Annotated in this window: 15 protein-coding genes; 4 read left to right on the top strand and 11 right to left on the bottom strand. The window is 59.9% G+C overall.

The window, feature by feature from the left end:
* The first annotated feature begins 247 nt into the window (after positions 1-247).
* Together ACOYW2_RS20190 and ACOYW2_RS20185 are read left to right on the top strand one after the other, a co-directional pair.
* Positions 248-1,618, top strand: a complete 1,371-nt coding sequence (locus ACOYW2_RS20190) for an aldehyde dehydrogenase family protein (RefSeq protein ID WP_482767736.1) — start codon at positions 248-250, stop codon at positions 1,616-1,618.
* 528 nt (positions 1,619-2,146) lie between these two features.
* Positions 2,147-3,721, top strand: coding sequence for a sigma-54-dependent Fis family transcriptional regulator (locus ACOYW2_RS20185; RefSeq protein WP_482767735.1), 1,575 nt, complete (start codon positions 2,147-2,149; stop codon positions 3,719-3,721).
* 243 nt (positions 3,722-3,964) lie between these two features.
* On the opposite strand, the gene ACOYW2_RS20180 is transcribed toward ACOYW2_RS20185, so the two are convergent.
* The 3 genes from ACOYW2_RS20180 to ACOYW2_RS20170 form a co-directional block, all read right to left on the bottom strand.
* The gene (locus ACOYW2_RS20180; protein ID WP_482767734.1) at positions 3,965-5,416 is read right to left on the bottom strand and encodes a methyl-accepting chemotaxis protein; all 1,452 of its coding nucleotides are present in this window, start codon (positions 5,414-5,416) and stop codon (positions 3,965-3,967) included.
* Positions 5,349-5,906 carry a cache domain-containing protein gene (locus tag ACOYW2_RS20175; RefSeq protein WP_482767733.1) on the bottom strand — a complete coding sequence of 186 codons (558 nt, stop codon included), beginning with the start codon at positions 5,904-5,906 and terminating at the stop codon, positions 5,349-5,351. Before ACOYW2_RS20175 ends, ACOYW2_RS20180 begins: the two co-directional genes overlap by 68 nt.
* A gap of 666 nt (positions 5,907-6,572) precedes the next feature.
* Positions 6,573-8,291 (bottom strand): amidohydrolase, encoded by a 1,719-nt coding sequence (locus ACOYW2_RS20170; RefSeq protein WP_482767732.1) that lies wholly within the window; start codon positions 8,289-8,291, stop codon positions 6,573-6,575.
* 238 nt (positions 8,292-8,529) lie between these two features.
* Here ACOYW2_RS20170 and ACOYW2_RS20165 point away from each other — a divergent pair, with 238 nt between their 5' ends.
* Positions 8,530-9,399 (top strand): LuxR C-terminal-related transcriptional regulator, encoded by an 870-nt coding sequence (locus tag ACOYW2_RS20165; protein ID WP_482767731.1) that lies wholly within the window; start codon positions 8,530-8,532, stop codon positions 9,397-9,399.
* Positions 9,400-9,463: 64 nt separating this feature from the next.
* Here ACOYW2_RS20165 and ACOYW2_RS20160 read toward each other — a convergent pair whose 3' ends face one another.
* From ACOYW2_RS20160 to ACOYW2_RS20150, 3 genes are all read right to left on the bottom strand, one after another.
* Positions 9,464-9,727, bottom strand: a complete 264-nt coding sequence (locus ACOYW2_RS20160) for a hypothetical protein (RefSeq protein WP_482417788.1) — start codon at positions 9,725-9,727, stop codon at positions 9,464-9,466.
* 16 nt (positions 9,728-9,743) lie between these two features.
* The gene (locus ACOYW2_RS20155) at positions 9,744-11,057 is read right to left on the bottom strand and encodes an OprD family outer membrane porin (RefSeq protein ID WP_482767730.1); all 1,314 of its coding nucleotides are present in this window, start codon (positions 11,055-11,057) and stop codon (positions 9,744-9,746) included.
* Positions 11,058-11,629: 572 nt separating this feature from the next.
* Positions 11,630-12,952: a DEAD/DEAH box helicase gene (locus ACOYW2_RS20150; RefSeq protein ID WP_482767729.1), complete on the bottom strand. Its 1,323-nt coding sequence runs from the start codon at positions 12,950-12,952 to the stop codon at positions 11,630-11,632.
* 518 nt (positions 12,953-13,470) lie between these two features.
* Here ACOYW2_RS20150 and ACOYW2_RS20145 point away from each other — a divergent pair.
* Positions 13,471-14,376, top strand: coding sequence for a hypothetical protein (locus ACOYW2_RS20145; RefSeq protein WP_482767728.1), 906 nt, complete (start codon positions 13,471-13,473; stop codon positions 14,374-14,376).
* Positions 14,377-14,457: 81 nt separating this feature from the next.
* Here the strand turns inward: ACOYW2_RS20145 and rbr are convergent, their stop codons facing one another.
* The 5 genes from rbr to ACOYW2_RS20120 form a co-directional block, all read right to left on the bottom strand.
* Positions 14,458-15,033 carry a rubrerythrin gene (gene rbr, locus ACOYW2_RS20140; protein ID WP_482417784.1) on the bottom strand — a complete coding sequence of 192 codons (576 nt, stop codon included), beginning with the start codon at positions 15,031-15,033 and terminating at the stop codon, positions 14,458-14,460.
* A gap of 359 nt (positions 15,034-15,392) precedes the next feature.
* The gene (locus tag ACOYW2_RS20135; protein WP_482767727.1) at positions 15,393-16,313 is read right to left on the bottom strand and encodes an alpha/beta fold hydrolase; all 921 of its coding nucleotides are present in this window, start codon (positions 16,311-16,313) and stop codon (positions 15,393-15,395) included.
* Positions 16,314-16,634: 321 nt separating this feature from the next.
* The gene (locus tag ACOYW2_RS20130; RefSeq protein WP_482419728.1) at positions 16,635-17,093 is read right to left on the bottom strand and encodes an NUDIX domain-containing protein; all 459 of its coding nucleotides are present in this window, start codon (positions 17,091-17,093) and stop codon (positions 16,635-16,637) included.
* A gap of 84 nt (positions 17,094-17,177) precedes the next feature.
* Entirely contained in the window at positions 17,178-19,136 is a 1,959-nt protein-coding gene (locus ACOYW2_RS20125; protein WP_482767726.1) for an ABC transporter ATP-binding protein, read from the bottom strand.
* Positions 19,129-20,877, bottom strand: a complete 1,749-nt coding sequence (locus ACOYW2_RS20120; protein WP_482767725.1) for an ABC transporter ATP-binding protein — start codon at positions 20,875-20,877, stop codon at positions 19,129-19,131. The genes ACOYW2_RS20125 and ACOYW2_RS20120 overlap by 8 nt, the downstream gene beginning before the upstream one ends.
* Positions 20,878-21,094 lie beyond the last annotated feature (217 nt).

Below are 21,094 nucleotides of genomic sequence, written 5' to 3'. Positions count from 1 at the left end.
GCGATATGTCGTCTTTACCGTCGCAACCGGGGGCGCTGTGACGCCCTCCGGTTGCCGGGTGCTTTTCCTTTCTTGTTGTTTTGTTGTTGCCCGGATTATACTGCCTGAACAGAAGGTTGTCCCACCTGCCCCCGGCTGTGCCCATGGCCGGATCGCGGGGCGGTTTTCCTTTTTGCGTGCCTGGAACGGATTCTGCACAGGTTGATGCCCGCATGGCTTCAACCACCCACCCGAACAAGGAGCAACCATGGATGCAAAGGCGCTTGTCGAGAAACAAAGGGAGTACTTCAACACAAACACGACCAAAGACCCGGCCTTTCGGGTGGCGCAGCTCAAAAAGCTCAAGGCGTTGCTCAAAGCCAGTGAGGCCAGGCTCAACACGGCCATTTACGAGGACTTCGGCAAGTCCGAGTTTGAAACCTACCTCACCGAGCTCTCCCAGATTTACCATGAGATCGACATGTTCGTGAAAAAGGTGCCCCGGTGGAGCAGGAGAAAAAGGGTCCCGGGGAGCTTGGCCAATGTGCCGTCCAGAAGTTACATCCTGCCCGAGCCCCTGGGCACCACCCTTGTCATCGGAGCGTGGAATTACCCGTACAACCTCTCCCTGATTCCGGCGCTTTCCTCTTTGGCCGCAGGGAACACCGTGATCCTCAAGCCCAGCGAGCTGCCCGCCCGGACCTCACAGGTCATGGCCGAGATCATCAACCAGGGCTTTTCCGATGCCTACTTTCATGTGGTGGAGGGCGGGGTGGAGGAGACCACCGAGCTGCTGGAGAACGCCTTTGACAAGGTCTTTTTCACGGGAAGCATCCCGGTGGGGCGCATCATCTACCAGAAGGCGGCCAAACACCTCACCCCCGTGACCCTGGAACTCGGGGGCAAGAGCCCCACCTTTGTGCTTTCGGGTTGCGACATCCGGGTGGCCGCCCGGCGCATTGCCTGGGCCAAGTTCCTCAACGCCGGGCAGACCTGCATTGCCCCGGACTACGTGCTGGTGGAAAAAGAGGTGGAGGCACCCCTGCTTGCCGCTCTGAAAGAGGAAATACAGGCCCGCTACGCTCCCGGAGAGGACCTTCGGGAGAACTACGTGCAGATCATCAACGAGCGAAACCTGGAGAGGCTGGCCGCCCTCATTGACCCGGCCAAGGTCTACCACGGCGGGGAGGTGAACAGGGCCGCCCGGACCATCAGCCCCACCCTCATGAACGGGGTAAACTTCGAGGATCCGGTCATGGAAGATGAGCTTTTCGGTCCCATCTTGCCGGTCATCGCCTTCTCCAACCTGGACGAGGCCATCGGCAAGGTCAAGGAGCGGTCCAAGCCCCTTGCCTGCTACGTGTATGCAAAGGACAGGGCACGGATCCGCAAGGTCCTCCGGGAGGTCTCCTTCGGAGGCGGGGCGGTGAACGACTCCCTGATGCACCTGAGCAACCCCAACCTGCCCTTTGGCGGGGTGGGGGCCAGCGGCATGGGCAACTACCACGGCAAAGCGGGCTTTCGGGCCTTTACCCACTACAAGAGCATCCTGGACAAACCCACCTTTTTTGAGGCTCCCCTGAAGTACTGGCCCTACGCCCCATGGAAGCTGAAGCTCATCAGGCGGATGTTCAACTGACCCCGGTAGAGGGGAAAAGCAAGCCTCCGGCGGCCAGGTGGGGGCACCTGGAAACCCTGTGGCGAATGCATGGAGGAGGGCATTAAGCAACCGTTTTCGGGGCATTCGCGTGGTGTGTGACATATACGATGATGGGGACTTGGGATTCGTTTTACGTTGACCGGAATCACTCCGGCGGGTTGCTTTTTGAGCAAAGCTTCGCAAAAATAAGAGGGACGAGGCTGTCGGAAACACATAATCACACAATGGCTTTCCAGAATACCGCTGGGATTTGACCCGAGGAACGAGGGGCAAAGCCCGGCGGTAATTTGCTTTCAAGGTGGCACACCTTGCCGCCGGAGGCTGTTTTTTGTGCTTTTATTTTTATTTTGAAGTGGGGCGCGTTCCCAAAAAACAAAACCTGTTTGTCGAACGTTTTCGTCGCGTTGGAGTCCTTGGTCGAAGGCGGACCAAACGTTTGGCCCCCGGCAAGGCTGTCGGAGGCAATGTTGAGCTGAAAAGTGACGGTGGGGGTGTATGCAGGAGCCTGTGAGTGATTCGGAGCAGTTTTCGTTTTTCAGGGAGTCCATTGGGTGCATCAGCGCGAGCCTGGACATGGACCAGGTCCTCAAGCGATTGCTGGTGTCCATGCAAGACCGGATACCCATGAACCGGCTTGTCCTGATCTACTTTGATTACCCGAAAAACTGCTTCAAGCGCCTGGGCTATGCCTCCCTGATGCATGAGACGTTCAACGCCTTTCCGGAATACCTCCACATTGAACAGGGAGCGGAGTACGTGGAGGAGGCCTTCAAGCGAACCGAATCCGCCATTGTCATCGAGGACCCGGACCGGGATCTCCTGGCCGGGGAGTATGTCCGTCACGCGGGCACAGCCGATGACTCGTTTATGGCGATCACCCTCATGCTCGACGGGGAGCGCATCGGCGCCCTCATCGCCGTCACCAGCGGCAGGAATCTCTTCACTCCGACCCACCAGGAGCTCTTCAGCCTTTTGAAGGAGCCCATGGCCCTGGCCCTCTCCAACACCCTGCGGTACCAGGAAGTGCTCCACTTGAAAGAGCAGTATCGGTACGAAAAACACGAGCTGACAAAAAAAATGGGAAGTGCCGTGGAGGGGAGCGTCATCGGTGAGACAGGTGGCCTGGGGCCGGTGATGGCGTCGGTGCGCAAGGTGGCGCCCCTGGACAGCTCCGTGCTTCTTCTGGGGGAGACCGGGGTGGGCAAAGAGGTGATCGCCAACGCGGTGCACGCGCTGTCGCCGCGAAGCGCCAGCCCCTTTATCAAGATCGATTGCGGCACCATCCCCGAAACCCTTGTGGAAAGCGAGCTGTTCGGCCACGAGAAGGGAGCCTTTACCGGGGCCGGGGGGCGAAAGCCCGGGAGCCTGGAGCTTGCCGACGGGGGCACCGTTTTTCTTGACGAGATCGGGGAGCTCTCCCTGACCGCCCAGGTCAAGCTCCTGCGTCTGCTGCAACACCGCGAGGTCGTGCGGGTGGGCGGTCACAAGGTCATTGCCCTGGATCTTCGCATTGTCTGCGCCACCCACCGAAACCTTCAGAAGATGGTCCGCCAGGGGACCTTTCGGGAAGACCTCTGGTACCGCCTCAACGTCTTTCCCATCCGGATTCCCCCATTGCGGGAGCGCAGGCAGGATATCCCCGCCCTGGTCGCCCACCTCATACGCAAGAAAGCCCGGGAGATGAACCTGGGCACGGCCCCTTTTCCCAACAACTTTGAACTCAGCGAGCTGGCGTCCTATGACTGGCCCGGCAATATCCGGGAGCTGGAAAACATTCTGGAGCGCTGGCTGATCCTGGGGTGCGGTTCCGTCTCCTTCCGCTCTCTCCTGAACCCTTCGGATGGCGCAGGCAAGGAGGCCTCGTCCCTTCTGTCGGTCTTTGACAGGGTCACCACCCCGGACCAGGTCCTTCCCCTTGCCACCATCGACCGTCGGTACATCGAATCCGCGCTGAAAGCCTGCAACCATGTGGTGGGAGGCAAAGAAGGCGCGGCCGTGAGGCTCGGCCTTCCGCGGACCACCCTTCGGAGCCGCATGGAAAAGCTGGGCATTCATCGCCGTCGGACCAAGAACACCCTGTAACGATTCAGCCTGCCTTCTATGGTGAAAGTACCCGTCAAAAAGCGTGCCTCCGGCGGCAAGGTGTGCCACCTTGAAAGCAGGTAGCGGAAGTGATTTGCCCCTCGTTCCTCGGGCAAATCACTTCCGCATTTAAAACGGCATTCATGCAAATATTTTTTTGTGACCTGTTTGCTAAACTTTTTAAAAGTTTAGCCCCCGGCAGGGCCGCCGGAGGCTTGTTTGAACGGAATCGTTACACCACCCTTACACCCTGAACCGTCCCACCACCTCTTTAAGGCGTCCGGCAAGGTCCAGAAGCTCACTGGCGTTTGTACTGACCGTGGCGCTGCTGGTTGTCATTTCCCTTGCCTGGCTGTGGACTTCGGCGATGTCTCCGCTGATGCCGTCGGTGGCTTTGGCGCTTGTTGCCACGTTGCCGTTGATCTCCGAGAGACCCTGGGATGCCTGGTTGACATTTTCGGCGATTTCCCGGGTGGTGGCGGCCTGTTCTTCCACGGCTGTGGCCGTGGTGGCCACGATTTCACTGATCTCGTCGATGACCGTGGTGATTTCGTTGATGGAGTCCACCGAGATCGTTGTCGCCTGCTGGATACCGCCGATCTGGTCCCGGATGTCTCCGGTGGCCATAGCCGTGAGCCGGGCCAGCTCCTTGATCTCCGATGCCACCACGGCAAACCCCTTGCCCGCTTCACCGGCCCGTGCCGCTTCGATGGTGGCGTTCAAGGCCAGGAGGTTGGTCTGGTCGGAGATGTCGGTGATGGTTTCGGTGACGGCATCGATCTTCTGGGCGGCGGCCCCTAAGTCCGAGATCTGCGTGTGGGCCTGTCTGGCACGGGTGACGGCGGTGTCCGCAATGCTACGGGCCGACTCCGTGTTCTGGGCCACCTCCTGGATGGTGGCGGTCATCTCCTCGGCGGCTGCGGCCACCATGGAGACGTTGGTGGATGCCTGCTCCATGGCCGCGGCAACGGCGGTCATGCCCGTGCTCATCTCTTCGCTTGCCGAGGCAACGGTCTCGGTCTTGGAGGCGGCCAGCCCTGCCCCGGAGGACATCTGGCCGGAGACGGCGGCGAGATCAGCGGATGAGGCCGACAGGGTCTCGACCCCGGAGGCGAGTTCCCGAATCACCCCGCCGATGTTTTCCGTCACATGGTTGAGAGACTCCCCCAACTTTCCCACCTCGTCCCTGTTACGGACCGTCAGGGTCCGGCTGAAATCCCCGGTGGCCATGGCCTCGGCAACATCGACCCCCTCCTTGATGGGGCCGGTGATGCTGTGGACGATGGCGTAAATGATGGCAATGAGAAGCAGCACCGACACCGTACCGATGCCCATGCTGATGCGCCTGATGCTGTCGGTCTCGGCATGGATCTCGCTCAAGGGCACGTTGACCATGACGGCCCACGGGGTTTTGGCCTTGCCGATGCGGATGGGCTCGCAGATCCGTACCACCTTTTCCCCAAGGGAAGCCGAGTGGTTGGCCACATCAAAGCCTTGTCCAGAGGCAACCTTGCCGAGGAGGCCCTTGATCCAGGGGTCGGTTTCCAGCACCGACCGGCCGATGCGTTTTGTTTTCGGATGGGTTACGTAGGTGCCTGCATTGGAGATGACGGTGAGGTAGCCGGTGTCAAGGATCCGGATGTCGGCGAGCCGTTTTTGGAGCGTGGAAAGGGCCATGCTGACGCCCGTAACCACGGGCCCCTCCCCGGAAGCGGATGGGCACGGCCAGGGTGGTCATAAGGGTCTCCCGGTTGTTTACGCTTCCCATGAAAGGCTCGATGAGGGTCTCGGTGCCCTGGGTCTTGGGAAGGCGATAGTAAGCCTTGGTCTCATACCCCTTGAGGGCCGCCAGGGAAACCTCTCCGCCTTTTCGGCTGGCAAAGCGGGCATAGCGCCCCGTGGCGTCGTAACCCGGTGTGGCGGCGAATTCGTTGTCGCGACCGTCAAGGGCGTCGGGTTCCCAAATCATCCAGGTGCTGAGAAAAGAGGGGTTGTCGGCAACGAGGCTTGCCAGGATGGTGTCCACGGCCTCTCGTCCGGGGGGATCCCCGGAGAGTTTCAAGCCCTCAAAGGTCTGTGCCAGGGTCCGGGCAGCGGTCATGGCCGTCTCCAGCTCCGCTTTGACGACGCCGCCGTATCGGTAGGATGTTTCCATGGCGTTCTCTTTGGCGCTTTCTTCTGTCACGTTCCGCCTTTACAGCGACCATACCGATGGTCACGGCAAAGGAGAGAAAAGCGACCGTACCGATGTAGAGAAGCATCTTGGTCTTGACCTTGAGGTGTTTCAGCATTGCACATTCCTTTCATCATCGGGACGGAGGTTCGACCGGGGGCGTTGCGTCGGGCTGTGGCATGAGCAGGACCGGAACGGGTACACTACAGATGTCAGTCATTCTATTTTATTTTGATTAATGTAAGTTTGGATAACAATATGGGGAGACGTGAGGAAAAAGTCAATGGGATAATGGGAATTCAATGCTTACGAATGGTAGTCATAAGATGTACTGTCTTGTTATAGCGATTGATCCTTTTTGCCCCTGGCTGCTTTGCCTGGAGGGCGTCATCCGGACGCTATGACTGGAATTGCTCCAGCCATTTTGCATGCACAATGAAGTTGATAATACATAGAAAAAAAGATAGCATCGGTGTCGGGTCCCGGTGGGGTCGCCAAGGGGCGGCGGGGGTATTATTTACCTCCATATTTCATGTTGAACACCATGCCTGGGTACAATCTGAAATATACCCATGCCCCTGCCAGTGCGCCGAGGCGCCTCACCGGGCCCCTCCAGTCCGGGCGGCAACCCGAAGGCCGTGTGACGGGCCTTCGGATTCACTGCAGGTTCCCGGCTCTTTACTCCCCGAACAACCCCTTGCTCTCGTCAAAGACGATCTCCCCATTGAATACCGTTGCCAGCACCGGGATCTCCCCGATGCGGCGGGCGTCCACGGTGAGGATGTCTTCCCCCAGGATGCAGAAATCAGCCACTTTTCCTACCTCGATGGACCCTTTTTCTTTTTCCATGTTGTCCTGCCAGGCGCCGTTCAGGGTGTAGGCACGGATCGCCTCTTCCCGCGTGATGCGTTCTTCCGGTCCGTTGACCCTTCCGGATACCGCGTTTTCTCGCAGTATCGCAGCCTGGACGCCCTGGCGCCAGTTGGGCAGGGTGACCGGGGCGTCGCAGCTGAAGGTGAGGACCAGGCCGCTCTCCTGGACCATGCGCGCGGGAAACTCCTTTGCTGCCCTTTCGGCGCCCACCACGGCAACCTCGAAGTCGGAGATCATGGCGCCGATGGTAGGCTGCATGGAGACCCCGCAGGGGTACTTGCCTAAAGCCCGGGTGGTCTCAGGGGCCATGAAGTCCCCGTGGATGAGCTGGTGCCTCACAGCCACATCGGGGTTGTTGTCACAGGCGTACATAAAGGCCTCGGCAGCGGCGTCTACGGCCCGGTCGCCCGTGGCGTGGATGCCTGCCATAAAGCCTTTGGAGTGGACGTAGTTCACCATCTCCTTGAGGTTGTTCCGTTTCTCCTCTTCGGTGTCACCCGGGACCACGGAGGCTCCGTATCCTCCGGCCTCGTATGGCTCCTTCATCCAGCTGGTGCCGGTGAGGGGGACCCCGTCTGCAAACATCTTGACCCCGGAGAATTGAAGCCTGTGCGGGTCGGTGTCCCCGGGGATGGGGAAGCCGGCCATGTTTTTTTGGATGTCTTCAAGGGTCAGGGCCCCGTAGTCTCCCAGGAGAAGGAGCACGTTGGTGCGGACCGTGAGTTTTCCTTCACTAAGAAGCTCCCGGTAGATCTCCACGAACTCACCGCTCATGACCCCGAAGAGCATGGTCTCGCCCCCCGGGCCGATGGCCGCGTCCGTAAAGCTGGTGATGCCGTTTTTATTGAGTTCGTGAATGGCGGTGAGCACGGCCTGGCGCTTCTCCTCCCGGGTCAAAAGGGGAATGTGGGTGGAGACCATGGCGATGGCCGCCGGTTCCTTGAAGAGACCCGTGGGCTCTCCGGTGGCAAGGTCCCGCTCCATCTCCCCCGAGGGTGGGGCCGGGGTCCGGGCGGTGATGCCCGCTATCTCAAGGGCCTTGCTGTTCACCAGCAGGGTGTGGCCTGAAAAGTCGTTGAACACCACGGGGTTGTCCGGTGAGACCGCGTCGATGTCCGATCTCCGGGGCATGCGGGACGGGTCGTTTTTGCACTCCTTCAGGGTCCCCACATCCCAGCCGAACCCGCGGATCCATTCTCCGGAAGGTGTCTCGGCCACCTTGGCCTTCAGGGCACCCACCATCTCCTCGATGGAGGTTACCGCAGGGGCCGTGAGGTCCAGGGCCAGGGGAGGCCGGGTGGCCCCGAAGTAGGGGCCGTGCATGTGGGTGTCGTTGATCCCGGGCAGCATGGTGTGGCCCTGGAGGTCGAGAACCCGGGTGGCGGGCCCGATGTATGGGGCCATCTCTTCATTTGTGCCCACGGCGACGATGCGTCCTGCTGACACCGCCACGGCTTCCCGGATGCTGTTGTCGCTGTCGACGGTGATGATGTGTCCATTTTTGATAACCAGCTCTGCGGCCATGTATCTTCTCCCTGTTGTGGGGCCGGGGCAGGCTCCCCGACCGTTATCTGATGCCCCTCAGTCTATCGTGGGACATTGGGAAGTCCATATGGAAAGAGTGCAGAGAAAAGTAGGCACAGGGCTCTATAGTCGGGCTAAGACTTGCCCTTTGGCCCCCATGGGATAACATGGGTGGGAACGGCAACCGGTGGTGATATATCGTCACGGCATAACGCACCTGGATGGAAGGAGAGAATCTGTGAAAGCAACGCATGGGAGAGCGCCGGTGTATGCGGAAAAGACAGCCAGAGACCTCATGGAAGCCGACATGCCGGTGGCCGCCTTGCTGCTGGATCAACGGTTTGCCCTCACAGGGTACAACCGGGGATATGCCGAGATCCTGTCCCGCTACAACCTTGGGATTCCCGAGGCGGGCAGGGGTGTCTCCTATTTTGATTGCGTCCCGGCGTGCACGGAGCGGCTGAAACCCATTCTGGCCCGCACCCTGGATCATGGGCGCCCCATGGCCCTGAGCAACATGGTTCTGGAGGCCGACCTCGGGGACAAAAAGGTAACGACCCTCTGGAATTCGTATCACGCCCCGGTTGTGGACAGCACTGGCAGGGTCAGCGGTGTGCTTGCCTTTATCCATGATGTCACCCCCAGGACGGAAGCAGAGGCCCGGGTCCGCGAGCTGGAGGCACAGGTGGCCGAGCTGAAGTCGGCCCTGAGGACGGTGATGGCCTTGAAAGCAGAGGACAAGGGGCTTCTGGAAACCCGCCTTGCCGCCAACGTTACCCACCTTGTCCGCCAGCCCCTGGAAGACCTCAAAGCCACGGGCCTCACCCCTCGCCAGCGATCGCTCCTCAGGGTGGCCGAGGCTGGCCTGGATGAGTTCACCTCCCCCTTCTCAGAGGTCCTGGTCACCTCAGGCTGGAACCTGACGCCCCGGGAGACCCGCATCGCCCATCTCATCAAATCCGGCAAAAGCACCAAGGAGATCGCCGACCTGCTCTGCATCTCCGTGGGAAGCGTCAACACCCACCGGCACCACCTGCGGAAAAAACTGGGCCTGACTCGTCACCCCATTTCCCTGAGAGCGTTTCTGCAAGAAGTCAGCGAGGGTTAACCCTTGAACGTGCCTCCGCCGCACGCCATCTAAAGGTACGTGCGGAGGGGGGGCGCGGGGTTGGTCAGTCGGTTTCCACGGCTCGGGGGTGCATGTGCTTCAGCCGCGGGGAGAGGGTTTTGATAAAGGCCTCGGCTTGCTCTTTGGAGTCGAAGCGCTTGGCCTGGTGGCGTTTCCCAAAACGGCTTTTCGTTACGATAAAGCAGCCACCGGGCTTGCAGCAGTCGATTTTGATCACGGCGTGTGCTGCAACGGCGGGGGAGACAAAGGCTGAGGATAGCAAAGCGCACGCCAGGACCAGGACCTGGATTGTCTGTTTGATGTGCATGGTTGCTCCGCTCATTTTAAAAAAGGGTCATGGTGTAAGTCACATTCACCTGGGTGTTGGATATCTTCTGGTCCATGCCGTACTCCCCGTCGGATTTCATGGTGTTGCTTCCGTGCTCTATCTCAAGGGCGAGGCCGGGGAGGGCAGGGGGGGCATAGGCAAGGCGGCCGCCGTACTCATGCTGCCTCAAGTTATCCACATACTCCGAGCCATCGTGGAGGTTGCGCCCTTCCACGTAGTAGGCTGATGCGGAAAGCCCGGAGAGGAGGCCAGCTATGATATCGTGGCCGATTTCGATTTTCTGGGCGGTCTCTCCGTCATGGTTGAAGATGCCCTGGACCCCGGTGGTGTAATAGCCATTGTCCTTGCAACCGGCCAGGGTAGAGCCATTCAAGGCCCAGTCCGTTCCCATGGTTCCGTCGATGGATTCGAAGAAGTCGGTGTTTTTCTCAACATCGGAGATCGCGAACTTCACCCATGTGTTTTTTCGGGTCAGGATCACTTGGCCGCCCACCATACCGAGGGTATGGTCGATATCCTCGTGTTGGGGTTTTGTGTCGTTTTTGAGACGGTACCCGCCAGCGGTCTGAATGTTCCAGAGGTCAGAAAACGTATGGAACCAGGTTCCTTCCAGAAAGGTATATTCAAGAATCTCTTTTTGGCGCCCATGGGCTGCTTTGAGGCCGAAGGGCCCTTTTTCAAACCGAAGATCAGCAATCTGAACCGGCTGCGGATCAACGATCCCGTCCCGCCAGTCCCCTTTGTAGGGGCCGAATTTGTGAAAGGTGTCGTCGGAGTAGTCGCTGCCGCCCATGACATGCATCAGGGTCAGGGTGACAGGCTCCCAGGAGATTTGGCCGGATACCAGTTCATACATGCGTGGGGTGGTTCTGTAGTCCCCCGGACCCAGAAGGACATGGTCGGATTCCATGCGCCCGTAGCGAAGCAGGAGGTTGTCATTGGGGGTGATGCGGACGCTGACCCCCACTTTTCCAAAACCGTTTTTTCCTTCCTGAAAAAAGGTTTCGTCTTTTCCGTATGTGTTTGCGGCGTTTTTTTTGTCGTATTTAAAGGGAATGACGTGGTAGGCCACGGCATCCACGCCAATGCAGTTTTTGAACAGGCCGGATGCATAGTGAAGGCTAAAGACCCCTGCGGATTGGTTTCGTGAGGTTTCAGGGCCGTACCCCGAGTCGGTGCGGGCATTTTCACCTGTGGCCCTCAACCTCAGCTCAAGGCTGCTGTCGGTGAGAAAGGGGTTGGCAGATGCCGGTGCGGCAAGGACAAGTAGAAGGATCAGGCAGGATAGAGAACGAAAAACGGGATGCACAACAAACTCCTTAATTAAAAAAACGATGGGGCTTTTAAGGCCACGGATCAACAAAAGCCCTATGACTATATTTTTTAAAAAAGGGGATCAAATTTTTAGTTTCAATGAGTATGTATGTCTATATCGAGTTTTACTATATTTAGTGATGCTCTGTATCCTTCCGCTGGGGATTTCCCATGGGCAACTGTTTTAAAAAGTTGGTAAAGAGGCTGTGAGGGTGCTGCTCTCTCCTTAAGGCACACACCGCTGTGTTCTGTGTTGCGTGATATAGACTAAATGTTCGCTGAAAAAGCGATTGGGTGAGATAAATGAAAGGTTATTACAGCGGGTTAAGGTGGTGGCCATTCTTTTTGGATGCAGCCTCCTTTAAAGGCGGATGTGGCTTGACCCGAGGAACGAGGGGCAAAGCACACCCGCACCCTGCTTTCAGGGTGGCACACCTTGTCACCGGAGGCATCTTATCGGAACTGAATAGTTTCTCAGGAAGATAAAAAGGAGGGGAGGAGATGACCGTGCCGAACGCCCCTGGGGGATTCAGCACGGCCACGTGTGCCTTGAATGCGGCTTTAAGATCAGCTCGCGCGACGTTGGCGACCGCCGCCGGAACGGCTGTGTCCGCCCTGACGGTTGCCGCCGGAGTTGCTGCGGTTGCCGTTTCCGCCTGTCCTGCGGGCGGCCTGCTGGGGCCGTGCCCCGGAGCGTCCGGTGCGTGCAGGGCGCCTGCCTTTGCGCTTGAGGATGGGCTCGGGCGCGATGGACGGATCCGGCTCATAGCCCGGGATGACCTCGGTGGTGATCTTGCGCTTGAGGAGTCGCTGGATATCGGAGAGCAGCTTGTTTTCGTCCACGCACACCAGGGAGACGGCGTGGCCGTCCTGCCCGGCGCGGCCGGTGCGGCCGATGCGGTGCACGTAGTCCTCGGGCACGTTGGGGAGCTCGTAGTTCACCACGTGGGGAAGCTGCTCGATGTCCAGGCCCCGGGCAGCGATGTCTGTTGCCACAAGGACCCTGACTTTTCCGTTTTTAAAATCGTTGAGGGCCCGGGTCCTGGCGTTCTGGGACTTGTTGCCGTGGATGGCGTCCGAGATCAATCCGTTGCGCTGGAGCTGTTTGCTGACCCAGTTTGCCCCGTGCTTGGTGCGGGTGAAGACCAGGACCTGGCTCCAGTTGTTGGCACCGATCATGTGGGAGAGCAGCTCCAGTTTTCGGGTGCGGTCCACGGGGTGGACCACCTGGGTCACGCGCTCTGCGGCGGTGTTCTGCCGCGCCACCTGGATGGTGGAGGGGGCGTTGAGCAGGTCGCTGGAGAGTTTTTTGATCTCCTTGGAAAAGGTGGCCGAGAACAACAGGGTCTGGCGCTCTTTGGGAAGCTCGGTCATCACCTTGCGGATGTCGTGGATAAAGCCCATGTCCAGCATGCGGTCGGCTTCGTCCAGGATCAGGGTTTCCACCCTGCCGAGGTCAATGGTGCCCCGCTGCAGGTGGTCCAGGAGACGGCCCGGGGTGGCCACGACAATGTCCACGCCCCTTCTGAGCTTTGAAATCTGGGGGTTGATGCCCACGCCGCCGAAAATCACGGCGGTGTGACAGGATATGTACTTGCTGTAGTCGCGGATGCTGTCGCCGACCTGGGCGGCCAGCTCCCGTGTGGGGACCAGGACCAGGGCCCTGACCACGCGGCGTTTGCCTTTGATGGGGTTGGCCTGCATTCGCTGGAGCATGGGCAGGGCAAAGCCTGCGGTTTTGCCGGTGCCGGTCTGGGCGCCGGCAAGGACATCATGGCCTTTGAGAACGAGAGGGATTGCCTGCTCCTGGATCGGGGTGGCCTGCTCATAGCCCTGATCCGCTATCGCGCGCAACAATTCGGCGGAAAGGCCGAGCTGTGAAAATAACATGGGGAAGAAAACTCCGGGATCACCCTGCCCCTGAGCCATGGATACATCGGCAGTCATGGGTCGGCCTGGGCCGGGCTTGTGTGTTGGACTCCCTGGTCCGCGGAACTGCGGGACGGAAGTGGATGGCGCCGACCGAAGTGCGCCAAGGAGTGCGGACTATAACACCGGAAACCGAGTCTGTCCACAGGGCAGCGTCGGTGTCGCAGGGCGATCTCATGGGGATTTTGCTATGGATGGTTGCTTTGGATATCAACCAGTTGAAATATTGAGGGAATAATTCTTGTGGGAAGTGGGCGTTCAAGGTGGCACTCCTTGCTGCCGGAGGATTGTGATGCAACCTCGCGAACCCTGTGGACATCGTTTTTGGGTGACGTCTGTTTTTCATGTCCCGGCAACCTGCCTGCCGGGCGTTCTTTGCTTATCCCCCTTGATTCTTGCTCTTTGTTGGGGGTATGTCATTTAGGGACGGTTTGTCCACCGGATTTTTTCAATACACCATTATCAAAAAAGGGACACGTATGAAGCGGATAGCATGGGTTGTTTTTTGTGCTCTTTTTGTCGGGGCCACGGCCGCCGACGCAGCGGTGATCTACATGAAGAGCGGCCGGGAGATCCTCACCGATACGTACTACAAAGAAAACGGCATGGTCTACTACACCGTGGCCGGCCAGACCGTGGGCGTCCCGGAGTCCACGGTGGAGCGGGTGGACGAGTCCGTCACCGACTCCGGGCCGGATCAGCGCCTCATCACCATTCGGATGCCCCGGTATGTGGAGGTGGCGTCTCCGGTTCAGGGCGTGGAAAACGGCTTGTATGAAGAGGTGGTGTCGGAAGGGGCCTGTCCTGTTTTCCGAACGCTCTTCGGCACAGGGGGGCTTTACGGCCGGGACTGCGCCAGTGCAAAGGGAGAGTGGGTCCTTGCAAAAGGGGGGTCAGCGTCCCGCGGAACCGAGACCCTTGCCGTGCTGAGGCACGTGCCCAAGGGCCAGGGGCCGGAGTATGGCGGGTCCCACTGGACGGCGTCAAACGGCAGGGTGTGCGAGGTGACCATCAAGGCCGTTGCCCCCCCGGCCACCACCGGTGAGAAGAAGCTGGTGCTGAAGTTCAACGGATTTCCCAACGGTTTTTTCAACGGGATCTACAAACCCTGGGCCATTGTCAACGGGCGCATCGCCTACAAGATGACCAAGGCCAAGGACGAGGCCTTCATTGAACTGAGGGCCAACGGTGGGGACGTGCCCTCCTATTACTGGGCCGTGAGCTTCGGCCACGACACTTACTATCACAGCGTTCCCTTCGATACCCCCGGGGGGCTTTTTCCCCATGAGGTGACGGTCTGGACCCACAAAGGAACGGACAACACCATTACCGGGGTGGTGGGGGAGGTGAGCACTGAGCGGGAGCACACCTTCGAGTTTCGATAACCCCCGGTTTTGTCGCGCTATGATTAAAAAAAGGCCCCCGGATCACCGGGGGCCTTTTTTATGCTGGTTACATTATAACCATTAATAATTGTCGGGCTTCAGCTCAAAGTGGGCCTGGGGATGTGCGCAGGCCGGGCAGCTGGCCGGAGCCTCTTCGCCGGTGTGGATGTACCCGCAGTTGCGGCAGGCCCAGACGGTACCGGCTTCGCGCTTGAAGACTTTTCCTTCTTCGATGTTGGCGGCCAGGGCGCGGTAGCGGTTTTCGTGGTGTTCTTCGGCGACGCAGATGCTTTCGAACATCACGGCGATGGCCTCGAAGCCCTCTTCACGGGCCACTTTGGCATAGCCGGGGTACATGCTGGTGAACTCTTCCTTCTCCCCTTCGGCTGCTGCCTTGAGGTTTTCAAGGGTGGTTCCGATGACCCCTGCCGGGAAACTCCACTTCACCTCTGCTTCTCCGCCTTCAAGGCACTTGAAAAATCGCTTGGCGTGCTCTTTTTCCTGGTTGGCGGTCTCTTCGAAGATGGCAGAGATCTGGACGTACCCCTCTTTTCTGGCCTGGGCTGCAAAGTAGGTGTAGCGGTTGCGGGCCTGGGACTCCCCTGCAAAGGAGGTGAGGAGGTTTTTTTCGGTCTGGGTTCCTTTCAGTGATGCCATTGTGTGTGTCTCCTTAAAAGAAAAGGTTGGGTCGTGACGACGCGGGCGATGTGTCCCGAGACGTTGGTTTATTTTACGATAAGGCCTTCTGGGGGCGACGTGCGCGGCATATGCCGGGGGGCTGCTTGGGCCTGATGGACCCGGGCACTGCCTGGCGGCTCTCATCGGACCGTGTGAACGGTCCAGGCACGAATGGGTTTGATCCTATCAGAAAGCGCTGAGCGTGTCATAGTCAAAAGGCGGTTTTGTCGTCAGGGTAAACGCATTTAGAAATCGGTAAAATCAGATATATGATATGGAAGCGTGGCCTCCGGCAGGGCTCCCCGGAGGGCTGCCGGAGGCAGTGACGGACGGTGGCGTTATCGGCGTTGTTCGTCAAAGTCGATGATCTCCGATGCCATGCGCTCAGGCTCTTCCCAGGGGATCATGTGGCCGGTGGCCGGTATTTTCGCCAGGTGCGCGTCGGGGATGAGGCGGGCATACTCCTCACCCGCGGACAGGGGCACGAGCTTGTCCACCTCGCCCCAGATACAGAGGGTCGGCAGGCTGATCCCGGTGGCGCGCCCGTCGAGGAAGTCCCGGAAGAGGCCGTCGCGGGTGGTTTGGGTAAGGGTGGCCAGGTCCATGGGCGTGTTGGTGTTGGTCAGGATGATGTCCCGGGTGCACTCCGGGTAGTCCGGACGTCCCGGGCCGGTCATGAAGAGGCGGTGGCTTTGGGCCAGGGCCTTTTCCGTGAGGAACCGGTTGATGACTTTCTGGGGCACAGGGGCCAGTGCCAGGCGGGCGTACCAGGGCAGGCGGTCCAGGACCTGCCTTAAGCCGATGGCACCGGCCAGGGTCAGGGTCTGGATCCGGTCCGGGGCTTGCAGGGCCATGCGGGCGGCGATTTCACCTCCCATGGAGTGGCCCACCAGGGTGAACCGTTCCACGCCGATTTCCGACAGCCAGGCCAGGAGCCTTTCCGCCTGTTTTTCGGGAAGATAGGACGTATGCTCCTTGGACGAAAGGCCGTGTCCGGGAAGGTCCGGGGCCAGGACCCGGTATTTTTCTTTGAACAGGGGGATCATGGGTTTCCAGAAAAAACCGGAGCAGGACCAGCCGTGGACCAGCACCAGGGGGGGGCCGTCTCCGGCTTCGATCCAGTGAATGCCGTGTTCATTGACTTCACACGTCGTTGAGCGGGCCTCCAAGTCACCCATGAGGGCCGTTTCCAGCGTCTCGGGTGCCAGGCCCCTGTGGCGCGTGACGAATTCGCCTGCTGCGTGCAGAACGTCTTTCATCTTTCTTTTCTCCTCTCTTTTCTCTTTTTCTCGTGGGAACTTTTTATGCTTCGTATAAAGCGTGAAGGCATTTATACGTGCTGTTTTTTTGTCTGTATGGCTTTTGATATCAAATTGGTATGCCGGTGGCATCTGGATGCGGGGCCTTTCGGCTGTTCATGCATACCTTCTTACCATATACCTGAGGCAGCAAAAGTCCAACCGGAATTGAGGGAAGGGCAGGGAGGATTTATCAGGTAAGGGGGAGGTCCGGGGAGCCCGTGGAACTGCCGGGCGCACCGGTGGGAGACTGGCAGAGTTGCTTCCTCAGGTCCTTCAATGTCACGAGATCTGCCCGAGATAGATCGGGGGGTCGGGGAGCTTGAAGGCTTTGAGGAATCCTTCCAGTTCTTCGGGGTGGAGGGTGAGCTTCTGGAGGGATTGCCTGGAGACCCACTCCACGGAAACCTGATGTGGGTCCGGGGCGTGCCCCATGACGGGGTCGTAGGGCTCGGTGAGTTCGCAGAGAAAGGCAAACTCCACATGGTGCTGGGTGATCTCCGGGTCTTTGCGTGCCGGGTGGCTGTGCTCGTAGACGCCCAGGAGACCCAGGACGTTGACAGTGGCGGCCACCTCTTCGTGGACCTCCCGGATTACGGCCTCTTCCAGGGTCTCCCCTGCTTTCTGGCGCCCGCCGGGCAGGGTGTAGAGGGTCTGGCCGTTGTCGTACTCCTTCATGAGCATCAGGATGTTCTGGCCGTCGGTAATGATGGCTTTGGCGATGTTTAACGAGATGATCATGGGGGCCTCCTTGATGACGGTGGCTCTGGAATGAAACCCGGTTTGTCTTGCATCTTATCCTGACTGAATTGGTTTGCGCAACCCTTAGGAAGGAACATGGCCTGTGCTGTTTTCCAGTTGCTGCATGCGAAAGTAGAGTCCTTTTTTGTCCATCAGCTCGTCGTGGCTGCCCGATTCGGCGATGCGACCCTTCTTGACCACCAGGATGCGGTGGGCGTGTCGGGCCGTGGAGAGGCGGTGGGCGATGAGGAAGGTTGTGCGGTTTTCCATGAGCCGGGACAGGGCGGCCTGGATCTCCGATTCGCTCACCGAGTCCACATAGCTGGTGGCCTCGTCCAGGATGAGGAGTTCGGGGTTTTTTACAAAGGCCCGGGCGATGGAGAGGAGCTGCCGTTCCCCGCTGGACAGGGGGCGGCCCCCTTCGGTGAGGAGGGTGTCGAGGCCCTGGTCCAGCCGGTCCAGGACAAAGCCGCACCCGGCCTGGCGCAGGGCGGCGTCAAGGGCTTCGGGGGCGGGTGGACGGTCCGGGTCGGGGAGGATGTTCTCCCGGATGGTACCGGCAAAGAGGAAGGGGTCCTGCATGACCATGGCGATGCGGCTGCGCCACCTTTGGGGGTCCAGCTCGGCCAGGGGATGGCCGTTGACCCGGATGGTGCCGCCCTGGGGATCCCAGAACCGGACGAGGAGGCTGACGATGGATGTCTTGCCCGCGCCCGTGGGCCCCACGATGGCGATGGTCTCCCCTTTTTTGGCGGCAAAACTGACGTTGGAAAGGACTGGCTCTCCATCGGTGTACCCAAAGCTGAGGTCGTCAAAGGCGATGGTGTCGATGGGCGCACCAGGGTCTCCGCCGGGCTGTTCATCGTCTGCCACGGGGGTGTCGAGGATGAGAACGAGGCGTTCGGCCGACGAGAAGGCGTTCTGGAGGATATTGTATTTTTCGGCGATGTCCCGGATGGGGCGAAAGAACATGCGCAGGTAGCTGATGTAGGCCACAAGGACTCCCAGGCTGGCAAAGCCCCCTAAAACCCGGTAGCCCCCGTAGAAGATGATGAGACTCAGGGCCGTTGCGTTGAGCACCTCGATGACGGGCATAAAAAGAGCAAAGATGCGCACCTGGGCCATGCCGGCGTCATAGTGCCGGTCCGAGAGTCGCCTGAAGGCGGTGTCGGTCTCCTTTTCGCGGGCAAAGAGGCGGATGACGCTCATGCCGCCGATGGTCTCGGCCAGGTGGGCGTTGATCTCGGCGATGCGTACGCGCAGGTCCCGGAAGGCGGAGCGGGATCGGCGGGCAAAACCAATGGCGGCGGCCACGGCCACGGGGATGACGATGAGGGTGACGGCGGCCAGGCGATAGTCCAGAATGATCAACATGGCCAGGATGCCAGCCAGCAGAAAAATATCTTTAAAAACAAAGGTAATGACCGAGGTGAACATCTCCCGCAGGTTTTCCACGTCCCCGGTGAGGCGCGTCACCACGCGGCCCGTGGGGTTTCGGTGGTACCAGGAGACCGGGAGCTTGCGGATGTGGGTGAACAGGGTGAGGCGCAGGTCGTGGATGATCCGCTGGCCCATGATCTCCAGGACAAAGGTCTGGCAGAACCCGAAGAGGAAGTTGAAAAAGAGGGCACCCAGAAGGAGCAGGGCGGCCTTGACTGCCCCGTTGATGTCGGCCGCCCGCAGCCTGAGGCGGGTCTCTGGGTCGGCCTTGTCCAAGGCGGCCCTGGGGATGGCAAGGGGGCCGTCATCTTTTGGCCGGAGCTCAGGATGGGCGAAAAGGAACCGGTTGACCGCGGGGTCGGAGGAATCCACGGCAATCATCCGGGTTTCGGGCCTGGCCGGGTCGGGCACGATGTAGCGGTCCAGGGCCTCTTTGGTGATCCAGGGGATGGAGAGGTCAAGGCCCGTCAAAACAATCACCAGAAGCAGGGCCGCCGCCAAAAGTTTCCGGTGGGGGGTGATAAAGGGGAGCAGGCGGCCTGCCAGCCGGTAGTCCTTGGACTGGGTGATATCTGTCTCTTCGATGTATCCGCCCCTACGCATGGTCTGCCTCCTCGATTTCCATGGCCAGGCTCTGGAGTCGCCAGGTTTCCCGGTAGTATTCGTCCGTTTCCAGCAGGTGGTCGTGGGAGCCCCTGGCGCGGATGTGCCCCTCCTCCATGACGAGGATCTCGTCGCAGGGCACGATGGCGGCAAATCGGTGAGACGCCACCACCAGGGTGCGGCGGGCATCGGCAAACACAGCCTCGATGATGTGGTGGGCGGTGCGGGTGTCCACCTGGCTGACAGGATCGTCCAGGATGAGAACGGGGGATGGGTCGTAGAGGGTTCGGGCCAGGGCCACCCGCTGCTTCTGGCCGCCGGAGAGCATCACCCCCTTTTCGCCCACGATGGTGTTCAGCCCGTCTTCAAACCCTTCGATGGTCTGGGCAAGGCATGCCGCCGTAACGGCCCGGTTCAGCTTGCCGGTGTCCGCGCCTTCACCCAGCCCGCAGATGTTCTCTTCGATGGTGCCGGAGAAGAGCCAGGGCTCCTGGGGCATGAAGCGGACAAGGCGCCTCACGTCCGCCGTGGGAAGGTCGGGCAGGGGCACGCCGTCCATGCGTATGGTTCCGCCCGTGGGGTCGTAGAGGCGGACCAGAAGGGAGAGCAGGGCGGTCTTGCCGCTTCCCGGCGGCCCGACGATGCCTAAGCTCTTACCGCTCTCCACGGCCAGGGAGATGTGCCTTAACACCTGCCTTGAACCGTTAAAAGAGAAGGAGACTTTCTCCATATCCAGACGGCCTGCGGGGTTTGGAAGGGGGGTGGGGTGACGGGGCTCGGCTACCTTGGGCCGTTCGCTGAAGATCACGGCCAGGCGGTCCAGGGAGGCTTTTCCCCGCTGGACGAGGTTGGTCATCCAGCCCAGGGCCATCATGGGCCAGGTGAGAAGGCCCAGGTAGCTGATGAAGGCCACGAAATCCCCCGGAGAGATGCCGCCGGTGATGACAAGCCGCCCGCCTGCCCCCACCACGATGGCCGTGCCCATGCCCGAGAGAAAGATCATCAGGGGCATGAGGCTCCCCGTGATCCTGACCAGCCGCAGGTTTCGCCCCACGTAATCTTTGGAGAGATCCTTCAGCCTGTCGTCTACCTGTTTTCCCCTGCCGAACACCTTGACCACCCGGATTCCGTCCACGGCCTCCCTCACATGCTCGGTGATGGCGGCAAGCCCCTCCTGCACCGACTTGTGGCGCGCGTGCATGCGTCTGCCGAACACCCGGGCGCTCAGGACGATAAAGGGCATGGGGACCAGGGCCATGAGGGTGAGCCCCGGGTGGATCCAGGCCATGAACCCGATGGCCGCGCCCCCCAGGACCACGGCGTCGGTGACGGCGACGATGCCCATGCCTGTTGCCATGCGGATGTTGTTGATGTCGCTGGTGGCATGGCTCATGAGGTCCCCGGTGCGGGTGGTGTCGAAGTAGCGGGCGTCCAGGGTGAGCAGGTGGGAAAAGAGATCGCTCCGGATGGCCCGCTCCACCCGCCGTGAGGTGCCGATGAGGCAATGGCGCCAGCCAAACCGGAACACGCCGATGAGCACTGCAAAGCAAACGATGATGCCGCCGTCCCGGGCAAGGAGATGCGGCGTGGCCGTTCCCGCGGACAGGGCGTCCACCGCGTGCTTGACGATGCGGGGAATAAAGAGCTGAAAGGCGTCCACGCCAAGCAGGAAGAGAAGCCCTGTGGCGATGCGGCGCAGGTTTTCGCGAAAGTAAGGACGGATCAGGTCAAAGGCAGTCATGGCATATCCACAAAAACAAGGGTGGCAGGTGAGGTAATTCACTGTTCAAAATGGGGATTAAATGACGGGAAGTCAAGGGCGTTGGGGCGTGAGTATCGACCAGACAACGGCGAAAAGAAACATGCCTCCGGCGGCCCTGCCGGGGGCCAAACTTTTAAAAAGTTTGACAAACAAGTCTTAACCACGTCTTTTCAGGTTCCGCCGAAGTCATGCTACA

Source organism: Desulfoluna sp. CLI2B, assembly GCF_056847375.1.
Note: the sequence above shows the minus strand (reverse complement) of the source record. Positions and strands in the feature narration are given on the sequence as shown.